Source organism: Afipia sp. MLSD5-FHT05B12 (assembly GCF_058793355.1).
The window spans coordinates 1-26,186 of sequence record NZ_JBXAFS010000030.1 but is presented as its reverse complement, the minus strand read 5'-3'; the positions used below and the strand labels follow the sequence as shown (position 1 = coordinate 26,186).

At 61.9% G+C, this 26,186-nt stretch carries 26 protein-coding genes and 1 pseudogene; 16 read left to right on the top strand and 11 right to left on the bottom strand.

Annotation, left to right across the window (positions count from 1 at the left end):
- Positions 1 to 149 precede the first annotated feature (149 nt).
- On the bottom strand, positions 150 to 2,486 hold the full coding sequence (locus AC1Q6J_RS22170) for a xanthine dehydrogenase family protein molybdopterin-binding subunit (RefSeq protein WP_492281309.1): 2,337 nt from the start codon (positions 2,484 to 2,486) through the stop codon (positions 150 to 152).
- A gap of 196 nt (positions 2,487 to 2,682) precedes the next feature.
- Here AC1Q6J_RS22170 and AC1Q6J_RS22165 point away from each other — a divergent pair, with 196 nt between their 5' ends.
- Positions 2,683 to 3,756, top strand: coding sequence for a Ppx/GppA phosphatase family protein (locus tag AC1Q6J_RS22165; protein WP_492281308.1), 1,074 nt, complete (start codon positions 2,683 to 2,685; stop codon positions 3,754 to 3,756).
- Between the two features lie 222 nt (positions 3,757 to 3,978).
- Positions 3,979 to 4,674, top strand: coding sequence for an RlmE family RNA methyltransferase (locus AC1Q6J_RS22160; RefSeq protein WP_492281307.1), 696 nt, complete (start codon positions 3,979 to 3,981; stop codon positions 4,672 to 4,674).
- Positions 4,675 to 4,822: 148 nt separating this feature from the next.
- Here AC1Q6J_RS22160 and AC1Q6J_RS22155 read toward each other — a convergent pair whose 3' ends face one another.
- A complete protein-coding gene (locus AC1Q6J_RS22155; protein ID WP_492281306.1) occupies positions 4,823 to 6,286 on the bottom strand; it encodes a DHA2 family efflux MFS transporter permease subunit in 1,464 nt (487 codons plus the stop codon).
- Between the two features lie 328 nt (positions 6,287 to 6,614).
- Here AC1Q6J_RS22155 and guaB point away from each other — a divergent pair, with 328 nt between their 5' ends.
- From guaB to curA, 3 genes are all read left to right on the top strand, one after another.
- Positions 6,615 to 8,108: an IMP dehydrogenase gene (guaB, locus tag AC1Q6J_RS22150; RefSeq protein ID WP_492281305.1), complete on the top strand. Its 1,494-nt coding sequence runs from the start codon at positions 6,615 to 6,617 to the stop codon at positions 8,106 to 8,108.
- Positions 8,109 to 8,434: 326 nt separating this feature from the next.
- Entirely contained in the window at positions 8,435 to 9,058 is a 624-nt protein-coding gene (locus tag AC1Q6J_RS22145; RefSeq protein WP_492281304.1) for a hypothetical protein, read from the top strand.
- A 137-nt stretch (positions 9,059 to 9,195) separates the two neighbouring features.
- The gene (gene curA, locus AC1Q6J_RS22140; protein WP_492281303.1) at positions 9,196 to 10,230 is read left to right on the top strand and encodes an NADPH-dependent curcumin/dihydrocurcumin reductase; all 1,035 of its coding nucleotides are present in this window, start codon (positions 9,196 to 9,198) and stop codon (positions 10,228 to 10,230) included.
- A gap of 119 nt (positions 10,231 to 10,349) precedes the next feature.
- Here the strand turns inward: curA and AC1Q6J_RS22135 are convergent, their stop codons facing one another.
- Together AC1Q6J_RS22135 and AC1Q6J_RS22130 are read right to left on the bottom strand one after the other, a co-directional pair.
- On the bottom strand, positions 10,350 to 11,204 hold the full coding sequence (locus AC1Q6J_RS22135; RefSeq protein ID WP_492281302.1) for a metallophosphoesterase family protein: 855 nt from the start codon (positions 11,202 to 11,204) through the stop codon (positions 10,350 to 10,352).
- Between the two features lie 182 nt (positions 11,205 to 11,386).
- Positions 11,387 to 11,911: a hypothetical protein gene (locus AC1Q6J_RS22130; protein ID WP_492281301.1), complete on the bottom strand. Its 525-nt coding sequence runs from the start codon at positions 11,909 to 11,911 to the stop codon at positions 11,387 to 11,389.
- Positions 11,912 to 12,063: 152 nt separating this feature from the next.
- On the opposite strand from AC1Q6J_RS22130, the gene AC1Q6J_RS22125 reads away from it, so the two are divergent.
- Complete coding sequence (locus tag AC1Q6J_RS22125; protein ID WP_492281300.1) at positions 12,064 to 12,486, top strand: MAPEG family protein; 423 nt, start codon at positions 12,064 to 12,066, stop codon at positions 12,484 to 12,486.
- A 26-nt stretch (positions 12,487 to 12,512) separates the two neighbouring features.
- Positions 12,513 to 13,814 (top strand): RsmB/NOP family class I SAM-dependent RNA methyltransferase, encoded by a 1,302-nt coding sequence (locus tag AC1Q6J_RS22120; RefSeq protein WP_492281299.1) that lies wholly within the window; start codon positions 12,513 to 12,515, stop codon positions 13,812 to 13,814.
- Between the two features lie 4 nt (positions 13,815 to 13,818).
- On the opposite strand, the gene AC1Q6J_RS22115 is transcribed toward AC1Q6J_RS22120, so the two are convergent.
- Complete coding sequence (locus tag AC1Q6J_RS22115; protein WP_492281298.1) at positions 13,819 to 14,193, bottom strand: nuclear transport factor 2 family protein; 375 nt, start codon at positions 14,191 to 14,193, stop codon at positions 13,819 to 13,821.
- Positions 14,194 to 14,319: 126 nt separating this feature from the next.
- On the opposite strand from AC1Q6J_RS22115, the gene guaA reads away from it, so the two are divergent.
- Positions 14,320 to 15,915, top strand: a complete 1,596-nt coding sequence (gene guaA / locus AC1Q6J_RS22110; protein ID WP_492281297.1) for a glutamine-hydrolyzing GMP synthase — start codon at positions 14,320 to 14,322, stop codon at positions 15,913 to 15,915.
- A 292-nt stretch (positions 15,916 to 16,207) separates the two neighbouring features.
- On the top strand, positions 16,208 to 17,464 hold the full coding sequence (locus AC1Q6J_RS22105; protein WP_492281296.1) for a tyrosine-type recombinase/integrase: 1,257 nt from the start codon (positions 16,208 to 16,210) through the stop codon (positions 17,462 to 17,464).
- On the opposite strand, the gene AC1Q6J_RS22100 is transcribed toward AC1Q6J_RS22105, so the two are convergent.
- The 4 genes from AC1Q6J_RS22100 to AC1Q6J_RS22085 all read right to left on the bottom strand — a co-directional run bounded on the left by AC1Q6J_RS22100 (position 17,418) and on the right by AC1Q6J_RS22085 (position 20,563).
- Positions 17,418 to 17,714, bottom strand: coding sequence for a helix-turn-helix transcriptional regulator (locus tag AC1Q6J_RS22100; RefSeq protein WP_492281295.1), 297 nt, complete (start codon positions 17,712 to 17,714; stop codon positions 17,418 to 17,420). The genes AC1Q6J_RS22105 and AC1Q6J_RS22100 overlap by 47 nt on opposite strands.
- 243 nt (positions 17,715 to 17,957) lie before the next feature.
- On the bottom strand, positions 17,958 to 18,401 hold the full coding sequence (hisI, locus tag AC1Q6J_RS22095) for a phosphoribosyl-AMP cyclohydrolase (protein WP_492281294.1): 444 nt from the start codon (positions 18,399 to 18,401) through the stop codon (positions 17,958 to 17,960).
- 273 nt (positions 18,402 to 18,674) lie between these two features.
- Positions 18,675 to 20,021, bottom strand: a complete 1,347-nt coding sequence (locus AC1Q6J_RS22090) for a dihydrolipoyl dehydrogenase family protein (protein WP_492281293.1) — start codon at positions 20,019 to 20,021, stop codon at positions 18,675 to 18,677.
- A 98-nt stretch (positions 20,022 to 20,119) separates the two neighbouring features.
- Positions 20,120 to 20,563, bottom strand: coding sequence for a MerR family transcriptional regulator (locus tag AC1Q6J_RS22085; protein WP_492281310.1), 444 nt, complete (start codon positions 20,561 to 20,563; stop codon positions 20,120 to 20,122).
- Positions 20,564 to 20,638: 75 nt separating this feature from the next.
- Here AC1Q6J_RS22085 and AC1Q6J_RS22080 point away from each other — a divergent pair, with 75 nt between their 5' ends.
- The 7 genes and pseudogenes from AC1Q6J_RS22080 to AC1Q6J_RS22050 all read left to right on the top strand — a co-directional run bounded on the left by AC1Q6J_RS22080 (position 20,639) and on the right by AC1Q6J_RS22050 (position 24,845).
- Entirely contained in the window at positions 20,639 to 21,031 is a 393-nt protein-coding gene (locus tag AC1Q6J_RS22080) for a mercuric transporter MerT family protein (RefSeq protein ID WP_492281292.1), read from the top strand.
- 29 nt (positions 21,032 to 21,060) lie between these two features.
- On the top strand, positions 21,061 to 21,360 hold the full coding sequence (locus AC1Q6J_RS22075; RefSeq protein ID WP_492281291.1) for a heavy-metal-associated domain-containing protein: 300 nt from the start codon (positions 21,061 to 21,063) through the stop codon (positions 21,358 to 21,360).
- Positions 21,326 to 21,625 (top strand): mercury resistance system transport protein MerF, encoded by a 300-nt coding sequence (gene merF / locus AC1Q6J_RS22070; protein ID WP_492281290.1) that lies wholly within the window; start codon positions 21,326 to 21,328, stop codon positions 21,623 to 21,625. The genes AC1Q6J_RS22075 and merF overlap by 35 nt, the downstream gene beginning before the upstream one ends.
- Entirely contained in the window at positions 21,622 to 23,055 is a 1,434-nt protein-coding gene (merA, locus tag AC1Q6J_RS22065) for a mercury(II) reductase (RefSeq protein ID WP_492281289.1), read from the top strand. Before merF ends, merA begins: the two co-directional genes overlap by 4 nt.
- Positions 23,056 to 23,088: 33 nt before the next feature.
- Entirely contained in the window at positions 23,089 to 23,907 is an 819-nt protein-coding gene (locus tag AC1Q6J_RS22060; RefSeq protein ID WP_492281288.1) for an alkylmercury lyase family protein, read from the top strand.
- Positions 23,904 to 24,083, top strand: a pseudogene (locus tag AC1Q6J_RS22055) (helix-turn-helix domain-containing protein); the annotation flags it as partial. The gene AC1Q6J_RS22060 and the pseudogene AC1Q6J_RS22055, both read left to right, overlap by 4 nt.
- Positions 24,084 to 24,146: 63 nt before the next feature.
- Entirely contained in the window at positions 24,147 to 24,845 is a 699-nt protein-coding gene (locus AC1Q6J_RS22050) for a LysR family substrate-binding domain-containing protein (RefSeq protein ID WP_492281287.1), read from the top strand.
- On the opposite strand, the gene AC1Q6J_RS22045 is transcribed toward AC1Q6J_RS22050, so the two are convergent.
- A complete protein-coding gene (locus AC1Q6J_RS22045) occupies positions 24,817 to 25,080 on the bottom strand; it encodes a DUF2274 domain-containing protein (RefSeq protein WP_126281416.1) in 264 nt (87 codons plus the stop codon). The two genes, AC1Q6J_RS22050 and AC1Q6J_RS22045, sit on opposite strands and share 29 nt — an antisense overlap.
- A partial coding sequence (locus AC1Q6J_RS22040; RefSeq protein ID WP_492281286.1) for a TraB/TrbI/VirB10 family type IV secretion system protein occupies positions 25,081 to 26,186 on the bottom strand: 1,106 nt, incomplete at its 5' end.

Genomic DNA, 26,186 nt, shown 5'->3' with positions numbered 1-26,186 from the left:
CGGGCTCGCGCTTCGCGCGCCCCGGAACGACGGAGGGAGGAAATCGCGCTGCCGGTCAGGCTTCGGCGCATCCCGGATTGACGGGTAGAGAAAATCGCGGCGCCTTATTTTCCCGCCGGCTTCGCCTTGCGGCCATCCTGAATCGCGCGTCACACCTTTTCCGGTGTCAGCGGCATGTCGATGCTGGTGACGCCTTCTTCGGACAATGCATCGAGCACAGCGTTGACGATGGTCGCGAGGCTTCCGGCGCAGCCGGCTTCGCCGCAGCCCTTGGTGCCGAGCGGGTTCGAGGTCGCAGGCGAGGGATGGCTGCCGAGCGCCATCGGCGGAATGTCGCCGGCGCGCGGCAACGCATAGTCCATGAACGAGCCCGTCACCGGCTGGCCGTTGTCGTCGTAGGTCACGCATTCCATCAGCGCCTGACCGATGCCTTGCGCGACGCCGCCATGAATTTGCCCGGCCACGATCATCGGATTAACCACGGTGCCGAAATCGTTGACGCCGCTGTAGCCGACAATCCGCACGTTGCCCGTATCGGGATCGACCTCGACCTCGGCGACATGGCAGCCGTTGGGGAATGTCGAGGGTACGCCCTGCACGGTGTGATCGACGTCGAGCGAGGAGGGCACGCCCTCGGGCATTTTCGAATCCCGCAGCTTCGCGGCCAGGTCCATGATGCCGATGCCGCGGTCGGTGCCGGCAATCGTGAAGCGCCCGCTGGCGAATTCGATGTCACCTTCGGAAGCTTCCAGCACATGCGCCGCCGCCTGCTTGCCTTTCTGGATGGCCAGCCTGGAAGACTCGACGATCGCCGCGCCGCTGGCGGTGATCGAACGCGAACCGCCGGTGCCGTTGCCGGAATGAACGATGTCGCTGTCGCCCTGCGTCAGCTTGATCGCGTCGAACGGCACGCCGAGCTGCGCCGCGAGCACCTGCGCGAACGGCGTGGCATGACCCTGACCATCGTCGAGCGTGCCGGTGATGAGCCTCACCGTTCCATCCGCTTCGAACACGATCTTGCCGAGTTCGGCACTCGGCGGCGCTGTGACCTCGAGATATGAGCCGACGGCGATGCCGCGCAGTTTGCCGTGCTTGCGGCTTTCTTTCTTTCGCTTGGCGAAGCCCGCGACATCCGCCTGTTCGACAGCTTTGCTGAAAACGCCGGGGAAGTCGCCGCTGTCATAGGTCAGGCCATTCGCGGCCGCGTAAGGAATCTGCGCCGGCTTGATGAAGTTGCGCCTGCGCATGGCAAGGCGGTCGATGCCCGTCTCATCCGCGGCGCGGTCGATCAGCCGTTCCATGAAGTAATTGGCTTCCGGGCGGCCTGCGCCGCGATAGGGGCCGATCGGCGTGGTGTTGGTCAGCACGCACTTGATGTCGACGCCGATCAGCGGCATGCGGTAGACGCTATTGATATTCTTGGCGATGTTGAGCGACAGCGGCAGTGGTGCGACGCGCGTCATGTACCCGCCGAGATTGCCGTAACCGCGCACGCGCACGCCGAGGAATGCGCCATCGGCGGCGAGAGCGAGTTCGCAATGCACGTCCTGCGCGCGGCCATGGCTGTCGGAGAGAAAGCTGGTCGAGCGCTCGTCAGTCCATTTCACCGCACGGCCAAGCTCCCGCGCGGCGTGCAGGATGCAGATGTATTCGGGATAGTTCGCGTTCTTCATGCCGAACGATCCGCCGACATGATGCGTGCGCAGATGGACCTTGTCGTTCGGCACGTTCAGCGTTTTCGCCAGCGACGCGCGGTTGCCGGCGACGCCCTGCGTCGCCACTTCGATGGTGAAGCGTTGCGTCTTTTTGTCGTAGCTCGCGAGCGCCGCGCGCGGTTCCATCGCGACGACCGCAACGCGCGTGTTGATGACACCGAGGCTCGTGACATGCGCCGCCTTGGCAAACGCGGCATCGAGCGCGGCGTCGTCGCCGGAATGAAAATCGAGCGCGACGTTGTTCGGGATACCGTCGTAGAGCAGCGGCGCGCCGGGCTTCACGGCGTCCTCTGCGCTGGTGATTGACGGCAGCGGCTCGATATCGGCCACGACCGCTTCTCCGGCGTCGCGAGCCTGCGCCAGCGTTTCCGCCACGACGAACGCCACCGGATCGCCGACGAAGCGCACCTTGTCGGTCATCAGTGGCAGGCGGTTGGTTTGAAGCAGCGGCGAACCATCACGGTTCTTCATCGGCAGGCCAACGGTGAAGGGATTGTATCCGGCGGTTGCGAGGTCCTTGCCGGTCCATATGCCGAGTACGCCGGGCATGGCGCGCGCGGCCTCCGTATCGATACCTTTGATGACGCCGTGGGCGTGGGTGCTGCGCACGATCCAGGCATAGGCCTGGCCGGGCAGACTGATGTCGTCGGTGTAGGTTCCCTTGCCCCGCACCAGCGTATCGTCTTCCTTGCGCCGGACAGGTTGGCCGATTCCGAATTTTTGCAGTGCGATATCGTTCTCGGCCGCGATACCGGATGGATGATCAAGCATTGGGGAAATCCGCGAAAAAGACGATCTGACACGGGAAATGAGGGCGTCCCGCCGGGCCGAGTCCTGAAATAGGTCAGCAAAACCAGAACCGCAATGTCCGAAAGGACATGCTCCGGTTGCGCCGCCGCCGCACGCTGTTAGACTTTGTTTGAACAGAGTTCGCGGCGCGGGATTCCTGCGCCGCAGAGGGGATTGCATGAACGAGGACGTGCGGTTGCACGACGGTCGGGAACCGTCTGTCAACCCGCAAGCAGCGACGGCCGAGGAGGCGCACGGACGCGGGGAGCCCCGCGTTCACGGCGGACCTGCGGCCTATGCCGCGCTCGATCTCGGAACCAACAACTGCCGTCTGCTGATTGCGCGCGTTTCGAACGACGGCTTTCGCGTGATCGACTCGTTCTCGCGCATCATCCGGCTGGGCGAGGGCATCTCGACCACGGGCCGTATCAGCGATGCCGCCATTTCCCGCGCGGTCGGCGCGCTGAGCGTCTGCGGCGACAAGATTCGCGCCAAGGGCGCGAGGCGGCTGCGCACCATCGCCACCGAAGCCTGCCGCGCCGCCGACAACGCCGACGCGTTTCTCGACCTGATCGCGCGCGAAACCGGCATCAAGCTTGAAGTCATCGACCGCGAGACGGAATCGACGTTGGCGGTGATCGGCTGTTCGCCGCTGCTCGACGCCCGTGCGAAAGGCGCGATCCTGTTCGACATCGGTGGCGGCTCGACCGAGGTGGTGCGGATCGAACGTCCGGCGGACGAGCCGCATGCGCCTCCCTTGAAGGGGCCGTGGATTTCACTGCCGCTCGGCGTGGTCACGCTGGCTGAGCGGTTCGGCGGAACGCATGTGACGCGCGAGTCCTATGGCGCGATGGTCGATGAGGTCGCGCAGCATCTTGCGCCGTTCGCTGCGAGCCACGGCCACGATCTGTGCGGCATGCATCTGCTCGGCACCTCCGGGACTGTGACGACGGTGGCCGGCATTCATCTCGGTCTTTCCTACTACGATCGGCGCAGGGTCGATGGTTTGTGGATGAACGATGCCGACATGGACCGCGCCATCGCACGGCTGCGCGGCATGACTTACGAAGACCGCGCGCGGAATGCGTGCATCGGCACCGAGCGTGCCGATCTTGTGCTTGCCGGATGCGCCATTCTTGACGCGATCCGCAAGGCGTTTCCGCTGCCGCGCCTGCGTGTCGCCGACCGCGGCCTGCGCGAAGGCATGCTGGTGGAAATGATGCGGGCCGATGGTGCGATCCAGGCCTGCTAAATCCGCTCGGATGTCGTGACGGCGCGGCGGAAACGTCGTAAGGGGTGCGTGAGCGTCCCTTGGGATCGTCATCCTGAGGTGCGAGCACTTGCGAGCCTCGAAGGATGGCGGCATTGGATGCCGTCGCCCTTCGAGGCCTTCGCTTCGCTACGGCACCTCAGGGTGACGGCGCGCCGCGCGTCCATTCAAGGCCGTCGACCTTAGCATCTGGAATCTGCTCCCATGGCGAAAGATACTACCGGACGGCTGCATGTGACGGTGAAGAGCGGCGGCAAGCGCAAGCTGTCGTCGAAACTCTGGCTGGAACGTCAGTTGAACGATCCGTATGTCACGCAGGCCAGGCGTGACGGGTTTCGTTCGCGTGCCGCGTACAAGTTGCAGGAGATCGACGACAAGCATCGATTCCTCAAGCGGGGGCAGGTGGTGATCGATCTTGGCGCCGCGCCCGGCGGCTGGAGCCAGATCGCGGCGAAGCGCGTCGGCTCGCTGGAAGGCAAGGGCAAGGTCGTCGCCATCGATCTTCTGGAAATGCCGGAGCTTCCCGGCGTGACCTTCGCGCAGATGGATTTCCTCGATGAACACGCGCCTTCGAAACTCCGCGCCATGATCGGCGGCGGCGCGGACGTTGTGATGTCGGACATGGCCGCCAACACCACGGGCCACCGCAAGACGGATCAGTTGCGCATTATCGGTCTGGTGGAGAGCGCGGCAGACTTCGCCTGCGAAATCCTCAATCCCGGCGGGACTTTTCTGGCGAAGGTGTTTCAGAGCGGCGCGGAGGCGGATTTGCTGGCCCAGCTCAAACGGGATTTCACCACCGTGAAGCATGTAAAGCCCGCCGCCAGCCGGCAGGATTCATCCGAGCGTTACGTGCTGGCACTCGGATTTCGCAGGGATAACGCGCGGACTGAAGCGTAATCTCTCCACCGGTCGTCCCCGCGAAGGCGGGGACCCATACTCCCTGCGTTTACGACGTGTGAGAGATGCTGGAGCGATCTCTCTGTGTTGACCGCTACATTCGGTGGTTTTGGGTCCCCGCCTTCGCGGGGACGACGATTGTGGGTATTTACCCCAGCTTCTGGTCGCGTGCGTCCTGCGTCGATTCCGCCGCGGCCGCTTCCGCCGCTTTCGGACCTTCCACCTCTGGCACCCGATGGCCCGAGATTTCGTGACCTGCATCCTCGGGCAGTTTCCAGAACGAGTAGGCCGACAGCGCCGACAGCACGGCGACAATCAGGAACGCCGGCCAGAAATCGCCAGCGCTGAGTTCCACCGAGTGGTTTGCCGCCATCGTTGCCTCGACCGCGAACGCGCCGACCGCGACTCCCGCCGAAATCGCAAGCTGCTGGTTGACGCTGACCAGCGTCGTCGCGCGGCTCATTTCGCCGGGCGTGACTTCCGCGTAGGCCAGGGTGTTGATCGCTGTGAATTGCAGCGAGCGGAAGAAACCGCCGACCACCAGAATGATCATGATCAGCAGCAGCGGCGTGGATGGGGTGAACAGGGCGCAGGCGGCGAGAAAGAACGAACTCACCACCGCGTTGATGACCATGATGTTGCGGAAGCCGAAGGTGCGGATGATCCGGGCGGCCAGCGTCTTCATGCCGAGCGCGCCGACCGCCGAGGCGAACGTCACCAGCCCCGACTTGAACGGCGAGAGACCGAAGCCGACCTGCATCAGGAGCGGCAGCAGGAACGGCAACGCGCCGATGCCGAGGCGATACATGAAACCGCCGGTGAGGCTGGCGCGCAGGGTCGGATGCCTGATGAGCGTGAAATCCAGCACCGGCGATGCGGTGCGTTTGGCATGATGCAGATAGAGACCCATGCTTATCGCGCCGCCCACGATCAATCCGACGACGATTTGCCATGGCAGCAGCCCAAGGCCGGCCACGGAGAGGCCAAAGGCGAGACCAGCCACGCCCAATCCTGCAAGGACCAGCCCGGTAACGTCGAAGCGTTCGGGATTCTCGCTCTTGATCGGATCGATGTATTTCAGCGCCATCCAGATGCCGAGCAGGCCGATCGGGATGTTGATCAGGAAGATCCAGTGCCATGAGAAATAGGTGGTGATGAAACCGCCGAGCGGTGGGCCGATCACGGGACCGATCAGTGCGGGCACCGTGACCCACGCCATCGCGTTGACCAGCGCGCTCTTGTCGATGGAGCGCAGCAGCACCAGCCGCCCGACGGGTGTCATCATCGCGCCGCCGATGCCCTGGATGATGCGCGCGATGACGAAATCGGTGACGGACGTCGACAGGGCGCAGCCGATCGAGCCCACCATGAATACGCCGATGGCGACGCTGAACACGGCGCGCGCGCCGAAGCGGTCGGCGGTCCAGCCGCTCGCCGGAATGAACACGGCGAGCGAGAGCAGGTAAGACGTGATCGCGAGTTTCAGCGTCAGCGGGCTGGTGCCGATATCGGCGGCGATGGCCGGCAGCGAGGTCGCGATCACCGTGGAATCCATGTTCTCCATAAAAAGAGCACAGGCCACGATCAGCGGTATCAGGCGTTCCTTCTGCATCGGCTCTGCTGTGTGGAAGGATTTGAAGAAAAGGCGGGCGAAAAGAGAACGATCCCTGATAGGCCAGTCTTGGGCAGCGGGGTCAATAAACTCGTCGTGAAACCGGCCCTGTAGGGAAAAGACCGTTTCCAGATAGCCTTTTGCAGATGTCCCATGCGCAAAAACCTCTGATTTTCGCGCGAAATGCTTTGAAACGTCATGGGGGCATGCTATCGACCACCGCCAACCCCACTGATGGGCTTCGATTCGAGCGACGTGTCAGCGATCGCTCGATTTTGCACATCCTGAGGTTTTTACCGCAGCCACAGGCTGCCGAACGGAGTTGGCAATGGCAAAGCAGTTGGGTCAGGGTATTCGCGAAGCGTTCACATTCGACGATGTGCTGCTGAAACCCGGTTTGTCCGACATCATGCCGTCCGACGCCGATGTCCGTACCCACCTGACCCGCGCCATCCCGCTCAATATTCCGATCATCGCCTCGGCGATGGACACCGTCACCGAGGCTTCCATGGCGATTGCGATGGCGCAATCGGGCGGCATCGGCGTGATCCACCGTAATTTCGAAGGCGATGGTCAGGCCGCGCAGGTGCGCCTGGTGAAGAAATTCGAATCCGGGATGGTGGTGAATCCGTTGACCATAGGTCCCGATGCCAAACTGGTCGACGCGCTGACGCTGATGAAGGATCACGGCATCTCCGGCGTTCCGGTCGTGACCGGCGCAGGTCCCGGCAAACCCGGCAAACTCGTCGGCATTCTCACCAACCGCGATGTGCGTTTCGCCACCGACCCGGAGCAGAAAGTCTCCGAACTGATGACGCATCAGAACCTCATCACGGTGAGGGAAGGCGTCAGCCAGACCGAAGCCAAGAAGATGCTGCATCAGAACCGCATCGAAAAGCTGCTGGTGGTCGATGAGCAATATCGCTGTGTCGGCCTCATCACCGTGAAGGATATGGAAAAGGCGGTGGCCTATCCGCTCGCGTCGAAGGATGCGCAGGGACGGTTGCGTGTCGCCGCCGCCACCACGGTTGGGGATGCCGGTTTTGCGCGTACCGAGCGGCTGATCGAGGCGGGAGCCGATGTCATTGTCGTCGATACCGCGCACGGTCACTCCATGCGGGTGCTCGAAGCGGTCAATCGCATCAAGCGGCTGTCGAACGCCGTGCAGGTTATCGCCGGTAACGTCGCGACCACAGAAGCCACGCAGGCGTTGATCGATTCCGGCGCGGACGCGATCAAGGTCGGCATCGGGCCGGGCTCGATCTGCACCACGCGTATTGTCGCTGGCGTCGGTGTGCCGCAGCTCACCGCGATCATGGACTCGGTGGAAGCGGCGAAGAAGGCGAACATTCCGGTGATCGCCGACGGCGGCATCAAGTATTCCGGCGATCTCGCCAAGGCGCTCGCTGCCGGCGCGGACGTCGCGATGGTCGGCTCGCTGCTGGCGGGCACCGACGAGACGCCGGGCGAAGTGTTCCTGTGGCAAGGCCGCTCCTACAAGGCCTATCGCGGCATGGGATCTGTGGGTGCGATGGCGCGGGGTTCCGCCGACCGCTACTTCCAGCAGGACATCAAGGACACACTCAAGCTCGTGCCGGAAGGCATCGAAGGACAGGTGCCTTACAAGGGGCCGGTTGCCAACGTGCTGCATCAGCTCGCCGGTGGCCTGCGCGCCGCGATGGGCTATGTCGGCGCAAAGGACATTCAGGATTTCCACGCCAAGGCGGAATTCGTCCGCATTACCGGCGCGGGCCTGCGCGAGAGCCACGTTCACGACGTCACCATTACCCGCGAAAGCCCGAACTATCCGGGCGGCAGCTAAACTGGTGTCCTGAATCCGAAGTTCGCTTCATTTCGCAGCACCTTCCGTAGCGAACTTCGGATTCGAAAGGACACCAGCAATTATAAATTCTAGTGTGGCTTTGGTTCGCAAGTCCGCAAAAGAACGTGCTGCAAAAGGATGCGGACTTGCGAACCGCCACACTAGTTGTCCAATTTCGGCCCCAACGGCCTGTCAAAACGCGCTACACTTGCGCGGCTTTTCTGTTGCTGCGCGCAACATGACCGCGCTCGTTCAGGCGCGCCCCTCGCTTATTGAATCGGCCGGTCCCGGCCGTAAAGCTCAACATTTCAGAAAAGAAGAACATCATGGTTGACTGGACAGACGACAGGATTACCGCGCTCTCCGATCAGGATCTGAAGAACCTGCTGGTCAACGCAGAACGAAAGTCGGTCGCGGATGTCGTGGCGAAGTGCCAGACCGAACTGGAGAAGCGCAATGCCGCCAAGCCGCGCAAGGCGTCGAAGCCGCGCTCGGAGCTGAAGGAGTTCGAGCACACGGTGTCGGAACAGCTTGCCGAGGTCGGCAAGGAGATGGCGGCAAAATACGATCTGTCCGAGGAGACTGCGAAAGCGAGGTCCGAGGGCGTGAAGGGTTTCAAGGCGCACCGGCTGCTGGATTCAAAAGGCTATGCCAAGCTCGGCGGCATGCAGCGCGACGGTTCGGTCGCCATCGAGCGCTATATTTCCTATCGGCGCGGTGACAGCACGGCCTATCTCGGAGTGTTTCTTCTCAAGGATGCACCGGCGGAAGATCACGAGTTCCATGTGATCGCGCCACAGGCATTTCTCGACGGCGGCAAGCCGGTCGCCGAAATCCGCCCGACCGCCACGGACAAGCAGAAGCAGCCAGCGGACCGCGGTTTGTCGTTCAAGGATTTGCAGAGCGCTGCATTGGCTTTCGACAACGCGCTGGCGAAACTGACGGCCTGACCTGTCAGCGTCACTTACCGGATCAATCTTGTTTTAAACGGGAGAGCGGCATGGATGCCATGCCGCTCCACGCGCGCGTGGCAATGCGCGGTTCTCTCGGCTAAATAACGCTCACGTTCATAAACCGAGGAAACATCATGTCCCAGTCAGCCAAGCGTATCGTGCTCGCGTCCCGTCCCGTCGGCGAACCGAAGCCGAGCGATTTTCGCCTCGAGAATTATCCGGTGCCGGCGCCGGGCGATGGACAGCTTTTGCTGCGCACGATCTGGCTGTCTCTCGATCCCTACATGCGCGGACGCATGAGCGACGGGCCGTCGTACTCCGCGCCGGTGCCGATCGATGGCGTAATGGAAGGCGGCACGGTCGCCGAGGTGATTGCGTCGAACAATCCCGGCTTTGCCAAGGGCGACATCGTGCTCTCACACTCGGGCTGGCAGCAGTACGGCCTGTCGGACGGCAAGGGACTGCGCAAGGTTGACCCGAAGATCGCGCCGATCTCGACGGCGGTGGGTGTGCTCGGCATGCCGGGCATGACGGCGTACACGGGCCTGCTTGAAATCGGCAAGCCGAAGGCGGGCGAGACCGTGGTGGTCGCGGCTGCGTCGGGCGCTGTTGGTTCGGCGGTCGGCCAGATCGCGAAGATCAAGGGCGCGCGCGCTGTCGGCATCGCGGGCGGCAAGGACAAGTGCGACTACGTCAAGAACGAACTCGGCTTCGACGAGTGTCTCGACCATCGCGATCCGGACCTGAAGGCCAAGCTGAAGGACGCGTGCCCGAAGGGCATCGACGTTTACTTCGAGAACGTCGGCGGCAAGGTGTTCGATACGGTGTTTCCGCTGCTGAATCCGTTCGCGCGGATTCCGGTGTGCGGCCTGATCGCCGACTACAATACCATTTTCGGCAAGGACACGCCGACGCCGCCCTGGGCGAATTCGATCATGCGCGCCATTCTGGTGAAGCGCCTGACGTTCCGCGGCTTCATCGTCAGCGATTTCGCGGCGATGTTCCCGGATTTCATCCGCGACATGCCGCAGTGGTTGAAGGAAGGCAAGATCAAGCACAAGGAGTTCGTCACCGAGGGCATCGAGAGCGCGCCGGAAGCGTTCATGGGCCTGCTCAAGGGCGCGAATTTCGGCAAGCAGCTCGTGCGCGTCGGGCCTGACAAGATGTAGGATCTTCAGAGTTTTATCTTCGTCATGGCCGGGCTTGTCCCGGCCATCTACGTTCTGACGGGGCGTGAAAAAGACGTGGATGCCCGCGACGAGCGCGGGCATGACGGGGGAGATTTCGCCTATCCGACGGCCGATGGCTCCAGCACCGAAAACAGATCGAGATTGATCTGTCCCGCCGCGCGGATGTGGCGGACTTCAAAACCATCGGGTTGAAAGACGTATTCGACCAGCCCGGTTTCCTTGATGCCGATCAGTTCCTGCTTTGTGTTGGACCGGATCACGAACGAGGCCGACGGCGCCCAGATGTGGCGCGTGTTGCCGAATGTAAAATCCCGGCGTTGATGGACGTGGCCGCAGGCCACCAGCCGCAGGTTCGCGCCGTCAAGCATCGTCACCAGATCGCTGCGCGCGGGCATCGGCACGTAGCGGAACGATGTGGCCGCGATCTCTTCGTCGCCGGGAGTCTCCTTGTAGAGCGGCTTGTGAATGAACAGCGCCACGGGCTTGCCCCAGGCCGCGGACAATTGCCCGGCGAGCCATTCGCGCTGCTCGGCCTCGCAGGGCAGTGATGTGTTCATCACCAGCGAGTTCAGTCCGATGAAGCACCAGCCCGCAGCGTCGAACTGCCAGCGGTCCTCGCCGAATGTCGCGATGAAATTCTGCCGGTTGGTCTCGGACGCGCGCTGCGCGGGCTGCACGCCCACCATGGTTGGATTGTCGCCGATGTCGTGATTGCCGGGAAGATACCGGCAGTCGACGGGCAACGCGTCGTGCAGGGCTTTCGCGAAATCGAGATCGTCCGGATGATCCGGGCCGTCGAACGCGACATCGCCGCTGTTGACGACGAGATCGGGCCGGTTGTCGTCGATGTGCTGACTCACCCGGTGAAAGTTTTCGACGAACTCGGGAAAGCGGGCCCCGAGATGTGTGTCGGTGATCTGGGTCAGGCGGAAGCTGGACTTTACGCTGGACATGGCAAGGCTCCTTGTACGGAGCAATTTACACACCGCGCATGTCAACGAGATGGCTTGATGATTGAATGTTGTGTTTTAAACGTCCGAAGAGAAAGGGAAAATTTTTAGGTGATTGAGATGAGTCCGATTTAAAATATGGGTCGTGCAAATGCTTCGGTCATACAAATTTCCTGACCGGTGCTTCACAGCACGCGGTAACGGATAGCGAAGGTATCGTCCGGCATTCCTCGTGCCGTTTCGGTGAGAGTTCCGGGAACAACGCGATCGACCATGTGCCACGGGCCGAATTCGTCGGACGGGCTGGGATTCGGCGGCAGCCGCAGCTTGAAGGCGCGTTGCGCCTGACCGGGCAGGCTGAGAATGACCACGCGCTCGGAGGTGCGGAACTTGAGCGGAACGTGACCGCGCAGCACGGCGCGTCCGTCTTCGGTCGCACGCAGATTGCTATCGAGCTGAGCGAGCGTCTGATTGAGATCGGTCAGGAGTTCAACCTGCGCATCGCGTTTCAGATTGCTGTTTGCGACCGTCGGCGGGAGCCGGATTTCAAATTCCACGGCTGGGGCCTTGGCGATCATTCCGAGGTGCGTGAGAGCGGCGGCGCGAAGACCGAAAGCGCCAGCAGCCAGCGCGCCGGTCATCATGACGACGCAGAGGCCGCGAACGGCGATGCCGCGTAGAGTTTTGACGCCGCTTGCCATGCCAGTCATCTCTGCACCCGAGCCTTGGCCCGAAATCCGTGGGCGGAACCTTCTGCCCATTGGTCGCGGAGGTCTGTGAGCAGGTTCACAGTCCGGCGGAGATTGTCAGGGCGGGAGGGGCCCGCTATAGCGGGATGGCGCTCATTTGCGGGGGATTTCCAATGTCGGTTCAGATGGTTCTGCTGCCGGTCTTCGCTCTGGTGCTGCTGTCGTTCATTCTGATGTTCAGGATGTTTTCCGTGCGCACCGGGGCGCTCAAGAACCGCGAGGTCCGGGTCTCGGAGATTGCCGTCGGCCAGAAGGCGTGGCCGACGAAAGCGGCTCAGGTCAGCAACGCCTATTCCAACCAGTTTGAACTGCCGGTGCTGTTTTTCGCGCTGATTGCCCTTGCGCTGCCGCTGCGCCAGGCTGATCTCGTCATCGTCGTGCTGTCATGGGTGTTTGTCGTGATGCGCTATGTTCATGCCGGCGTCTACGCCACCTCCAACGACCTGAAGCTGCGCTTCTCGGCTTTCACCGCCGGTGCGCTTGTTTTGCTCATCATGTGGGTCTATTTCGCGCTCAAGCTTCTGCTCGCGATCTGACGACCAACGATTTCTGAAAGACCACAATGACGCCTGCCGCGCGGCTGTCCGCAGCCATTGAGATTCTCGGAGCGATCGACGCGCAGCGCATTCCCGCGCCGAACGCGCTGAAGGAGTGGGGCACCGCGCATCGCTTCGCGGGATCGGGTGACCGCGCCGCGATCGCGGGCCTGGTGTTCGATGTGCTGCGCCGCCGGGCGTCGTCGGCGTGGCTGATGGATGCTGACACGCCGCGCGCGCGGCTGCTCGGCATGCTCAAGCTCGAACGCGGGCTCGATGCCGTCGCCGTCGCGGCGCTGTGCGACGGCGGGCGTTTCGCGCCGGAGCCGCTGACGGATGCCGAGCGTGCCGCGCTCACATCGCGGACGTTGAAGGACGCACCCGCGCATATCGCGGGCGATTATCCCGAATGGCTCGATCCTCAACTCGCCGCCGTGTTCGGTGATGCGCGTGTGGAAGAGGCCACCGCGATGGCGAGCCGCGCGCCGCTCGACCTGCGCGTTAACACGCTGAAGGCGAAGCACGAGAAGGTGCTGGCCTCGATGAAGCATCTCGGCGCGAGGGCGACGCCATGGTCGCCATGGGGATTGCGGATCGATCTCGGCGCCGATGCGCGCAATCCGGGAATCCATTCGGAAGAGGATTTCATCAAGGGCGCTGTCGAGGTGCAGGACGAAGGCTCGCAGCTCGCCGCGTTCCTGACCGGCGCGAAGCCCGGCGAGCAGGTGATCGACATGTGCGCGGGCGCGGGCGGCAAGACGCTGGCGCTGGCCGCGATGATGCAGGGCAAGGGGCGGCTCATTGCTACAGATCACGATAAGCGGCAGCTCGCGCCGATCCACGAGCGGCTGTCACGTGCGGGTGTTCACAATGCCGATGTGCGCACGCCGAAGGGGCCTGACGATACGCTGTCCGACATCAAGGCATCGGCCGATCTCGTGGTGATCGACGCGCCATGCACCGGCACCGGAACGTGGCGGCGCAATCCGGATGCGAAATGGCGGATGCGCCCCGGCGCGCTGGAGGTCCGCGTCAAGGATCAGATCGGAGTGCTGGATCGCGCGGCCTCGCTGACGAAGCCGGGCGGACGGATCGCCTACATCACATGTTCGGTTCTGCCGCAGGAAAACAACGAGCAGGTCAGGGCGTTTATCGCGCGCCATCCGGACTATGCGGTGGTGCCGCCGAAGCAGACCATGAGCGTGCTGTGGGACAAGGCCGAGGATTTCGCCGCCGCGACGATCCAGTCTGACGAGGGGCTGCTGATGACCCCGCGCCGGACCGGGACGGACGGGTTCTTTGTCTCGGTGCTGAAGCGCGGGGGCTGATCGCTCAGGCCGGTCCGTGATTGGCGGAGCCCTGAATGATCGCGCCTTCGGCATTCACGCGGAGATATTCGCAAATTTCCGCGCCACGCTCATTGGTGTACCGGACCACCACACTGTTGGGGCTGACGAACAGGGCCAGCAGGTCGAAGTGCAGATTTGGCAGCATGCCGAGCGCCTTTCCCCAATAGGCGCGAATGGCGGGTTTTCCGCGCAAGGTGCCGCTGGAATCGAAGCCCAACAGCGGGATATTGTCGGAGATCATCTCGCAGTCGTCAGCATAGAGGTTGAGAACCCGTTCAAGGTCTCTCGCATTCCATGCTGCGATCCAGGCCCGGCCCAGCGCGGCCATGGGATGGTCCGGACTGATGTGTTGTTCCATCTTGCGCTTCTCCATAATAGGTAAGTAATACTTACCTATTATGGAGAAAGACCTGTCAACTGGCAACTCTGCGGGCGGGCATTTTGTCGGGTTGCGACTCCGCCGCCTGTCGCGTATTTCCTCTCCATGACAGCACACAGCCAGACCGCTCCAGCGACGCCCGATGTGGCGGGCGCGCACGAAAAGATTCTCATCGTCGATTTCGGCTCCCAGGTGACGCAGCTCATCGCGCGGCGCGTCCGCGAGGAGGGCGTCTATTCCGAAATCGTGCCGTTCCAGAAGGCCGAAGCGGCCTTCAAGGAGATGCAGCCGAAAGCCGTGATCCTGTCCGGCGGACCGGCCTCCGTACTCGATCAGGACGCGCCGTCAGCGCCGATGTCGATCCTCACCGCCGGCGTGCCGGTGCTGGGCATCTGTTATGGCGAGCAGACCATGGCGCAGCAGCTCGGCGGCACCGTCGAGGCCGGACACCATCGCGAATTCGGCCGCGCGCTGATCGAGGTGACGGATACCTGCGCGCTGTTCGAGGACGTCTGGAAGATCGGCGAGAAGCACTACGTCTGGATGAGCCATGGTGACCGCGTCACCAAGCTGCCGGATGGCTTTCGCGGCGTGGCGAAAGCGCCAGGTTCTCCGATCTCGGTGATCGCCGATGACAAGCGCAAGTTCTACGCAATGCAGTTCCACCCCGAGGTGGTGCATACGCCGGACGGCGCGAAGCTGATCAAGAATTTCGTGCGCAAGGTCGCGGGGCTCACTGGCGACTGGACCATGCGCGCCTTCCGCGAGGAAGCGGTCGAGAAGATCCGCGCGCAGGTCGGCAAGGGCAGGGTGATCTGCGGCCTGTCGGGCGGCGTCGATTCATCCGTCGCGGCGATCCTGATCCACGAAGCCATCGGCGATCAGCTCACCTGCGTGTTCGTCGATCACGGCATGCTGCGCAAGGACGAGGCCAGGACCGTCGTCGACCTGTTCCGGCACCACTACAACATTCCGCTGGTGCATGTTGATGCGTCGAAGACCTTCCTCGGCGAGCTTGACGGCGTCACTGACCCCGAGGTGAAGCGCAAGACCATCGGACGTCTGTTTATCGATGTGTTCGATGAAGAAGCCAAGAAAATCGGCGGCGCGGACTTCCTCGCGCAAGGCACGCTCTATCCGGACGTGATCGAAAGCGTGTCGTTTACCGGCGGGCCGTCGGTCACCATCAAGTCGCATCACAATGTCGGCGGCTTGCCCGCGCGCATGAACATGAAGCTGGTCGAGCCATTGCGCGAACTGTTCAAGGACGAAGTGCGCGCGCTCGGCCGCGAACTTGGTCTGCCGGATGTGTTCGTCGGACGGCATCCGTTTCCGGGGCCGGGCCTCGCGATCCGCTGCCCCGGCGAGATCACGCGCGAGAAGCTCGACATCCTGCGCGAGGCCGACGCGGTCTACATCGACCAGATCCGCAAGGCGGGACTCTACGACACCATCTGGCAGGCGTTCGCGGTGCTGCTGCCGGTGAAGACCGTCGGCGTGATGGGCGACGGGCGAACGTATGAATATGTCGTCGGCCTTCGCGCCGTTGCGTCCACCGACGGCATGACCGCCGACTTCTATCATTTCGACATGAAATTCCTCGGCGAGACCGCGACCCGCATCATCAACGAGGTGAAGGGCGTCAACCGCGTGGTCTACGACGTGACGTCGAAGCCGCCGGGCACGATCGAGTGGGAATGATTCAGGCCTAACCGAACGCCGCCGAAATCACGCCGCGGTACGATCTAAGCCACTGAAAAGAAAAATAAATGTCGCCGATAGCTATCGACGACTATCGGTGGATATGCTTTGGCGTTGGCGGCCTGTCTGACGGAACTCGGGCATATTGCCCAGCGCCATTTTTGAAAGTACCGTCACGGAGAATGAGGCTCGTGACGGTACTTTTTCCATATTAAGCCATTGAAGATAATGGCGAATATCTGTCGCGTAGCCCCGGATTTGTGCTGACGGTACTTTTCAGGAGGCAGTAGGGATGCTGACGGACGCCGCCCTCAAGGCATTGAAACCAAAAGAGAAGATCTACAAAGTCGCCGATCGCGACGGTATGTATGTCCGCGTCATGCCCAGTGGCGCGATCTCATTTCGCTTAGACTATCGGCTCAATGGCCGCCGTGAGACTGTCTACCTGGGCAAGTATGGGCGCGATGGCATCTCGCTCGCTCGGGCTCGAGAGAAGTGCATCGACGCGAGGCGCGCCGTCGGCGAAGGACGATCCCCTGCGATTGAGAAGCAGCGCGATAAGCGCCGCCTGAAAGAGGCCAAGAGTTTCGGCGAGTTCGGGGAGAAGTGGCTCACGGCCGCCCCGATGGCCGACAGCACGCGGGCCATGCGGCGTTCCATCTTCGAACGAGAGTTGTTGCCTGTTTGGCGGAATCGTCTCCTGACGGAGATCACGCCAGACGATCTAAGAGCCCATTGTGGCGGTATCGTTGAACGCGGTGCTCCGGCGACGGCGATCCACGTGCGAGATATCCTGAAGCAGATCTACGGCTTTGCGATATTGCATGGTGAGAAGGTTTCGAACCCGGCCGACGAAGTGGGACCGGCATCGATTGCGACTTTCGCCCCTAAGGATCGCTCGCTTTCGCCCTCTGAAATTAGGGTCATGCTGAAGCAACTCGAACACGTCGCCACACTTCCCACGATCCGTCTTGGAATGCGCCTCTATTTGCTCACGATGGTGCGGAAAAGCGAACTGCAGGACGCGGTATGGGACGAAGTTGACTTTGAAAATGCAGTTTGGACCATTCCAAAGGAGCGGATGAAGCGATCAAAAGCGCATAACGTTTACTTATCGCGCCAGGTGCTCGACATCATGATCGCGCTGAAAACCTGCGCAGGAAATTCAAGATATCTTCTGCCGTCGCGGTACGACGCAGACGCTCCTATGTCACGCGCCACGTTCAACCGGGTCACCTACGCAGTTGTCGAGCGGGCGAAGGCGGAAGGTTTGCCCTTGGAGCCATTTACGGTGCATGACCTGCGACGGACAGGTTCCACTCTGCTGAACGAAATCGGCTTCAATAGCGACTGGATCGAAAAGTGCCTCGCGCACGAGGACGGGCGCTCGTCGCGCGGCGTCTATAACAAAGCCGAATATGAGGTGCAGCGTCGACACATGATGCAGGAGTGGTCGGATATCTTGGACGCCTGGGTCGATGGCAAAAAGTACGTGCCAACGCTCATCCCACCGTCGATGCCGATCTTGGCGCCAGATCCTGCCCTTTGACCGGGCGGGCTCGACGTTGCTTCACGTCGGGGCCAGGGGTGCGGAGAATTGGCCTTGAGCGACGGGCCGCGAGCCATGCCTGAACCTCGGCCAAGTCCCAAACCACGCATCGGGGAGTCAAAGCGAATCGTCGGGGGAATTCTCCCCGCTGTTCCATTTCGTAGATCGTGCTGTCAGCCAACGGCACGATCTCACGCAACTCATGCCGTCTAATCGTTCTTCCGATTGCTGTGTTTGCGTCAGCGTTCATGTGGCATCTCCTCTTGATGGCGAGTGAGGAGATAGAAAACAATAGATCCGGAAAGGTGGAAGCCTTCACGTCGATCAATCGGGAATTAGCGAGCTGTAGCGTGCATATCGGATGGTGAAGTTCTGCGTAAACTAGATGCCGCACAGGTGCGTGGATCACAGAAAGCAGGATTTGCTCCCCTGCGCACAAACATGTTCCTGAACGGGCATGCAAAGCTTGTCGCCACATTTCTGAGGCGGCCTTTCAGAGCGACAATGGCCGAGCGTGGGATAGCTGTCGGAGTGTCGGACCCTCCGACCCGGTCACGACTCGGCGATAGAAACAACTGGTCCGGCCGGTGTGACAACAGCCGCCGTCGCCCGCTACGCGCACCTTGAGCCAGACCGCGTCCTGATCACAGTCGATGCGCAGTTCTTCGACGTGCTGGATCTGCCCGCTGGTCGCGCCCTTATGCCAGAGACGCTGGCGGGATCGGCTCCAGTACCAGGCATGGCCGGTCTCGATCGTCTTATTCAACGCCTCCGCATTCATCCACGCCAGCATCAGCACCACTCCACTATCGACGTCTGTCGCGACAGCAGGAACGAGCCCGTCCTCGTTAAACCCTGGCAACAGAGCCGAGCATTCTTCGATCGTCTCCGCAGGGTCCGCTCTTAATCGGTCGGGACGCTGATCTTGCAGTGGCATTGGCATTCTTGATTGGGACCACCAATTCTATGAGTGATCGTCGGCGCTACTCGTTAGTTCAACTAAACCCTGTAGTAAATACAGGGTCAATACGGAAGTTTGATTCAATTGACTGGCTACGATCTTCGCCATGTCTGCGCCGCTGTCGGATTGGCGCCTCGCCGACGAAGCGCCTAGCTACGTCGAAGCTCCGCGCGTGCTGGTTCGGTGTCTCCGACGAGTAATAGACCAGATGCGGCCGCCCTCGACGATTCCAGAAAGACGCAATGGCATTCAGAGCATGTAGCCAATATCCGAGGCACCGGTGGGATACGCGAACATCGTCGTCTTCAGATTGTCGGCCGTTAGATCGTGGCGGATCGCAAGGGCAAACAGATTGATCACTTCGTCGGCGTGCGGTCCGACAAGGTGTGCGCCTAGGATACGCCCGGTGTCGTCCTCCACCATCACCTTGAAGCCATAAGTCTCCTCTGCGGCCTGGCGGGCAGTAAACCAGTCGGATGCTTTCTGGGACTTGGTCTGGAATTTCAGGCCCTGGTGACGAGCTTCGTCCTCGCTCAGTCCGACAGCTGCGATCGGCGGGATCGTGAAGGCCACGCTCGGCACCCCACGATAGTCGGGTGTATGCCGATTGCCCTCCAGAATGTTAGCGGCGACGACCCTGGCGTCGTGGCTGGAGACAGGAGTGAGCGGTGGCCCATTCTGTGCCGCATCGCCGGCGACGTACACGGCTGGGTTGGAGACGCTCTGCAGGTGCTCATTCAGCTTGAGCCGGCCGTTCTCCGTGGCGATGCCGCCGACCTCAAGATCAAGCTCGTCCAGCGAGGGTGCCCGGCCCGCCGCATGAACAACGAGGTCGGCCTCAAAGATCGCGCTCTCACCTTCTGATGAGGTTCGGACCATAAAGCCCGCTCCATTCTTCTCGATCGCCTCTACGGTGGTCCGCAAGCGCACATCGACCCCGATCTCGGCGAATTTGTCCATGAGCCAGCCGACAAGATCAGGATCGAAGTGCGTGAGCATCCGCTCGCCACGTTGAAGAATGGTCACTTGCGCGCCTGCGCGGGTGGCGATGTGGGAAAATTCTGACGCTATATAGCCGCCGCCCACCAACACGATGCGTTGGGGCAGCCGTTCCATTGCCAGAAAGTCCTCATTGGTGGCGAAATACTCTTCACCGGGAATTTGCAGCTTTATCGGCTCGGCGCCCGTAGCAATCAAAACGTGGCGGGCTTCGAGGCTCTCGCCACCCACTGTAAGACTGTTCTGGCCTACGAAGCGCGCATGACCGTGATAGCTATGAATGCCCTTTTCTTGGTAGCGATGTTCGTGCTTTTCGGGGACCGGGTCGGTGAAGGTGCGCTTAAAGGCTATCAATTCGGGCCAGGCGATATGGACGTCGCCGGCAACGCCATTGCTGCTCATGCGCCGGACATGGTCGATAGCCGAGGCGCCGGCGACAAGCATCTTTTTCGGGTCGCAGCCCCGTAGGGCGCAGGTGCCACCGAAAGGCCGATGGTCGATCACAGCCACGCTCCAGCCCGCTGCGCGCACCCGCATCGCGGCGACCATGGCCGCCGTACCGGTCCCTATGACTACAAGGTCGAATTGGTTCGCCATTCGGCTCTCCTACCTATTCGCCATGGGCGCATCACCGAGCCGACTTTCGAAGTTGCAACCAGGCTTCGACGGCGAAATGGCCGACAATTTCTGTGGCCTCAACGGTGGCCCGCATCGCCAACGTCCGGATATGAAGAAAGTGCATCGAGGATAGGGCATTCCGGAACGGCGTCACCCGAACATTGTGCGGCGGTTTGGGCTAGAATTTTTTCAATCCGCCTGAGGTCTGCGATCTTAGCGCGAACATCACTGAGGTGGTGCTCAGTACGCTCTTTGACCTCGCCACACGTTTGTTTGCCGCCGTCGACCAACTCTAGAAGGCCGCGGATTTCCTCGATGCTGAAACCGAGTTCGCGTCCACGCATGACGAAGCGGAGGCGCCGGACATGGGCTTCGTCATAGATGCGATAGTCGTTGGCGCTGCGCGGCGGCTCGGGAAGAAGCCCAATTTTTTCGTAGTAGCGGACTGTTTCTAAATTGGAGCCGGTCCGACGCGCTAACTCACCACGTTTGAAACCCCGTCCGACAGCGCGATCCGTCATTTTCAAAAAAACCTCTTGAGCCTGTAGTCACTACAGACCCTATCGTACGCTCGACTCGATTTGAAGGGCTTTTTCATGAGCGATATCAGGACCAAACTGACCGACCCGCCCGATGCGGGAAAGGTTAAGACGCAGGGGTGGCTTGCGGCTGGCGGGATCATCGGTGCGATCCTTGCGTCTAGCTGCTGCGTTGTACCTTTCGCCTTGTTCGCGTTGGGAATCAGCGGCGCCTGGATTAGCAACCTGACGGCACTCGAGCCCTATCAGCCCATCTTCGCCGCCGTAACAATTGGTTTCCTAGGCTACGGATTCTATCTCGTTTACCGGAAGCCCAAAATCGCCTGCGCCGAAGGCTCCTACTGCGCCAAACCCAGCTCGGGTCGTATCGCAAAGATCGGACTTTGGACGGCTACCGTAGTCGTTATCGTCGCACTCGGTTTTCCGAAACTGGCGCCTTTGTTCCTCTGATCGACAGCTTAACTTGAAGGAGAAAATCTATGTTCCGACGTATCCTCACAACGACTGCGCTTATTGTCTTGCTTTCGCCTTTCGCGGCCCAAGCAGCCGAAAGAACCGTTGTCCTAAACGTCGATAACGCGACGTGCGAACTCTGCGCCCCCATTGTCAAGAAAACGCTCTCCCGCGTCTCGGGCGTAAAGGCAGTAATGGTCCGGGAGGCGAACGGAACGTCGCCCGCCGTGGCGACGGTTACCTTCGACGATGCAGTCACCAATGTCGCGACGCTCATCGCGGCGTCTACCAATGCTGGATATCCGGCGCGCGCGACAAAAGGTTGATGACGTGAATAGTCGCGCCCTTTTTCGAACCGGCGTCATTGGGGTGGTCGTGGCGGCGCTCTGTTGCGCGACTCCAATCCTTGGGATTGCGCTGGGAGCGATCGGGCTCTCGGCGCTGGCGACCAAGGCCGATTATGTCTTGATCCCGGTTCTGATCGCCTCCCTCGGGCTGGTCGTGATTGGGCTCTACCGGCGCAACGCATCTACCCCGGCCGTCACCGACTGTTGTGAGACGGATCAGAACACAGGAAAGTTCAAATCATGAATGATTGCTGCGCTCCGAGCGTAAAGAACGGAAACATCCGCTACGACCTCATCGTTGTCGGCGCTGGCTCGGCCGGATTCTCGGCCGCGATTACGGCGGCTGAACAAGGGGCGCAAGTTGCTTTGATTGGCCACGGCACGATCGGAGGCACGTGCGTCAATGTCGGCTGCGTCCCGTCGAAGGCCCTCATCCGAGCCGCAGAAGCGGTGCGCCACGCCAACATCGCAACAAGGTTCGCCGGTATCGTCGCAGAGGCGCGGGTGGCAGACTGGGGTGCGCAGGTCGCTCAAAAAGATGCACTGGTCGCGGGTCTGCGTCAGGCGAAGTACGCCGATCTCCTGCCATCTTACAACAGCATCGCATATCATGAAGGCCGTGCCCGCCTCGTCGATGGCGGCGTCGAAGCCGGTGGCAAGCGTTTCGCGGCTGATCGTATCATCATCGCCACCGGGACTCGGCCGGCGTTGCCGGCGATCCCGGGCATAACGGACATCTCAATCCTCGATAGCACGACGGCGCTGGAGCTGACCGCGCTGCCACGTTCGATGATCGTGCTGGGCGGCGGCTATATCGGCGCTGAGCTGGCGCAAACCTTCGCTCGAGTGGGGGTGGAGGTCACGCTTGTCTACCGCAGCCGCTTGCTGCCGGAAGCCGAGCCCGAGATCGGGGCGGCCCTCGCGGGTTATCTCGTCGACGAGGGTATCAAGGTCGTGGGCGGTCTGACCTACGAGTCGATCCGTCGGACGGAGGATGGTGTCGTGCTCACGGTGGTTCGGGACGGACACCCAGAGACGCTTGCGGCCGAGCGGGTTCTCGTTGCGACCGGTCGCGCTCCGAACACCGAAAGCCTTGGTCTTGAACAAGCCGGTATCGCCCGGACGCCCGTGGGCGCCATCGTGGTCGACGACCGGATGCGCACCTCCAAAGCGGGCGTATACGCGGCCGGCGATGTGACGGGCAAGGACCAATTCGTCTACATGGCGGCCTATGGCGCGAAGCTCGCGGCGAAGAACGCGCTGAATGGTGACAGCCTGCGCTACGATAACGCGGCGATGCCCGCCGTGGTCTTCACCGATCCGCAGGTCGGAAGCGTCGGGCTTACGGAGGCGCAGGCGCGCGCCGTCGGGCACAACGTCCGTACTTCGGTGCTTTCACTGGATAACGTGCCTCGCGCGCTTGCCGCCCGGGACACACGCGGGCTGATCAAGCTTGTGGCGGATGGCGACACCCGCAAGCTGCTTGGGGCACACATCCTTGCGCCTGAAGGCGCGGACAGCATCCAGACGGCGGCAATGGCGATCCGTTGCGGTCTGACAATCGATGACCTCGCGGAGGTGATCTTTCCCTATCTGACCACGGTCGAGGGCCTCAAACTTGCTGCGCAGACGTTCGACCGGGATGTCAAGATGTTGTCCTGTTGCGCCGGCTGACAATTGGCCGGGCAATCAGTCGAGGATAATGTGATGGCGATCGACGCGACAACATCGGAAGAGTTCAGTGTCGAGATCAGGCCGGGCGTATGCCGCCCGGACTGGTCGGCCGTTACCACGCCGGCCGCGCGGCATGCGCTCAGCGGGCGCCTGGCGGCGCGGGCGGGACTTTTGGACAAGTGGTCGCGGCCGCTCGAACCGAATGAGGATCTGGTGTGGCGGATGGCCCTCGACCTTTACGCTGAGAAAGGTCGGCCGCCTCTCGCTAGTGAGATCGCCGCCTGCTCGGACATCTCAGAGGAACGCGTGCGCGTCGTTCTGCACAAGCTGCAACGGAGCGATCTCGTCGGCCTTGAACCCGGCACGGACGCGATCCGCTACGCCTACCCTTTCACGGAGATACAGACAGGTCACCACGTCGCACTGAAGGGCCACACCTTGAACAGCCTCTGCGCGATCGACGCGCTCGGTGTCGGTAGAATGTATCGCAGCGACGTCACGGTCGAGTCCCGCTGCCGCCTAAGCGGTGGCAGGGTTCAGGTGACGACAGGCGATGAGGGGCGTACCTTGCGCAACGTGTCGCCGGCAGGAGCCGTAGTCTGGTACGACTTTGCCTATGATGGAGGTGCGGCGGCAAACTCTTGTTGTCCGTCGATCGCCTTCTTCTGTTCGGAAGAGCAATTGCGGCGTTGGCTTGATCAACAGACGCCACCCCGGCATGGCATCATGTTGGTGATGGAAGAGGCCCTGGAAGTCGGCCGCGCGATCTTTGGCTCAGTTTTGACAGTGCTAGACCGATTGTCGGAGGAAGAGTCGCAAGCACCTTCTAAGTCGAGGAAGGTGGTTCTCTGACAATCGAGCTGCGCCATCTTCGCTACTTTATTACAGCTGCGGAGCGCGGGAGCTTTCGACGCGCAGCGACGGCGCTTGAGATTCATGAGTCCGCCATCAGCCGACGTATTCGTGATCTGGAAGATGAACTAGGAGCGGCTCTATTTATTCGCCACCATGGTGGCGTGCATCTCACGCAAGCCGGTCAGAGATTTCTCGTCCGCGCTCGAAAGGCCATCACTCAGATCGGTTATGCGGCCATGGATGTTGGTTCGTTTGGGCGCGGCGAAGCGGGCACCGTGCGCATCGGAATATTCTCGTCGCTTGCCTCCGGCTTTCTCGCCGGTCTCCTCCGCGCTTATGCTGCGGCGAACCCAACCATCCGCCCCGATCTGATCGAAGGCGGGCCCTCTGGCCACATCGCCGCAATCCGACGGCATCACCTCGATGTTGCCTTCCTGACCGGCGAACCGATCGCGGACGGGTGCGATTTGGCGCATCTTTGGAATGAGCGTGTCTTCGTAGCATTGCCAAACGATGACGGTCTGTCTCGAAATCGCGAGATTTCTTGGGCGGACCTGCGAGACCGACACTTTATCGTTAGTGAGACCGACCCGGGTCCGGAGATCCACGACTACCTAGTGAAGCACCTCGCTGACCTTGGACACCACCCCAACGTCGAGCGCTACCGTGTCGGTCGAGACAACCTTATGAATCTCGTCGCCATGGGGCAGGGCCTCACGTTGACCAGCGAAGCAACTACCGCGGCGCACTTTCCCGGCGTCGTCTACCGCCCACTCGGCGAGGAGATTCTGCCGTTCTGCGCGATTTGGTCGCCACAGAACGATAACCCGGCTCTACGGCGGTTGCTGAGCCTGGCCAGAACAATGTCGCGACGATCGAACGCCGTCGCGGTGACGGGAGTGATCACTAATTCCGCGACGTCGAGCCTGAGCTAACGGGCGGAGGCCCGCGTTCACCGTCGCGTCGCGCCTTCGCGAATCCTCGGTCGGTTGCCATGAATCGCTCAATCATCGGCGTAATCAGCTTCACAGGGTCGCCAACCGATTTCCCTGTCTCGCGGGCGAGTACCTGGGCATAGGCCACGAGATCGCGGTGAACCGTGGCCGGCAGTTCGAGCGAGACCTTGACCGGCTTGTCATCGGTGATCGGGCCGAGTTTCAACTTCGCCATTCAGCCTCCGTAGGGTTCGAGCACCAGATCGCGGGTGACGATCACGCGGACCGGGTATCCAGGTCGAATGGTGAGCGTCGGCGCAATGTTGAGCTGGCGGCTAACAATCTGCTGACCGGTCTGACTGACGCTGTCTGATGCGCCTTCACGCAGCGCCCGCACGATGTCGCTGTCTTGGCCGGACGATCCTGCCTGGGCGCCAACGCTGAGGATAGTCGAGAGCGCGGCGGCCTTGAATAGTTCGCCCCAGTGATAGTCGACACCATCCTCAAGGCCGGCATAGCCCTCAGAATCGGCGCCGGGCTGACGCTCGAGCACGATCGAGCGGCCGTTCGGGAAGATCAGCCTGTTCCAGACGAGCAAGACGCGGCGCTGCCCGAAGCCGACGCCATTGTCGTATTGGCCGATAATGCGCGTGCCCTGCGGAACGAGCAGGATTCTGCCCGTCGGGCTGTCATAGATGTTCTCCGTCACCTGGGCGGTGATCTGGCCGGGAAGATCGGAGCGAATGCCGGTGATGAGCGCCGCGGCGATCACCGCGCCAGCCTGAAGCACATTCGTTGATGCCGGCGCGGTCACGCGATCGGGAGCAACCGTGCGCTTGTCCGGGGGCTGATTGAGGAACGCGAGTTGGCGGTCCTGGGCGGTCGGCGTCGCCGGCTGCGGCGCAAGGCCGAGATTCGTCAGGTCGGGCGTGGGCGCCGTGAACGTCGTGGCGGTTGCCGCCGGTTGCGGCGCAGCGCTGCGCGTCTCGGTCGAAGCGAACAGACGGGCCGTCCGAGCCGATTCCAGCTCTTGTAGCCGCCGCTGCTCCTCGGCGCTGATGCCGGGATTGGGCGTCGCGATCGCCGGCGGCGGCACGCCGTTCTGCGCGTTGAGGATCGGCCGACCAAGATCGCCCGGCAGCGGCGGGCCGAGCACCGGCCCGGTATAGTCGCGCGGCAGGCTGTTCAGGCCGTCTGGCGTCGCGCGGTTGTCGGTCGCGTAAAGCTCCTCGTTGCCCTTGCGCCCGCCCTGAATTTGCAGCGCGTAGATCAGCGCGCCACCGATCCCGACGCTGACGACAAGACCAAGACCGGCCAGAACCCTGCGCGACAGCCGGGTGA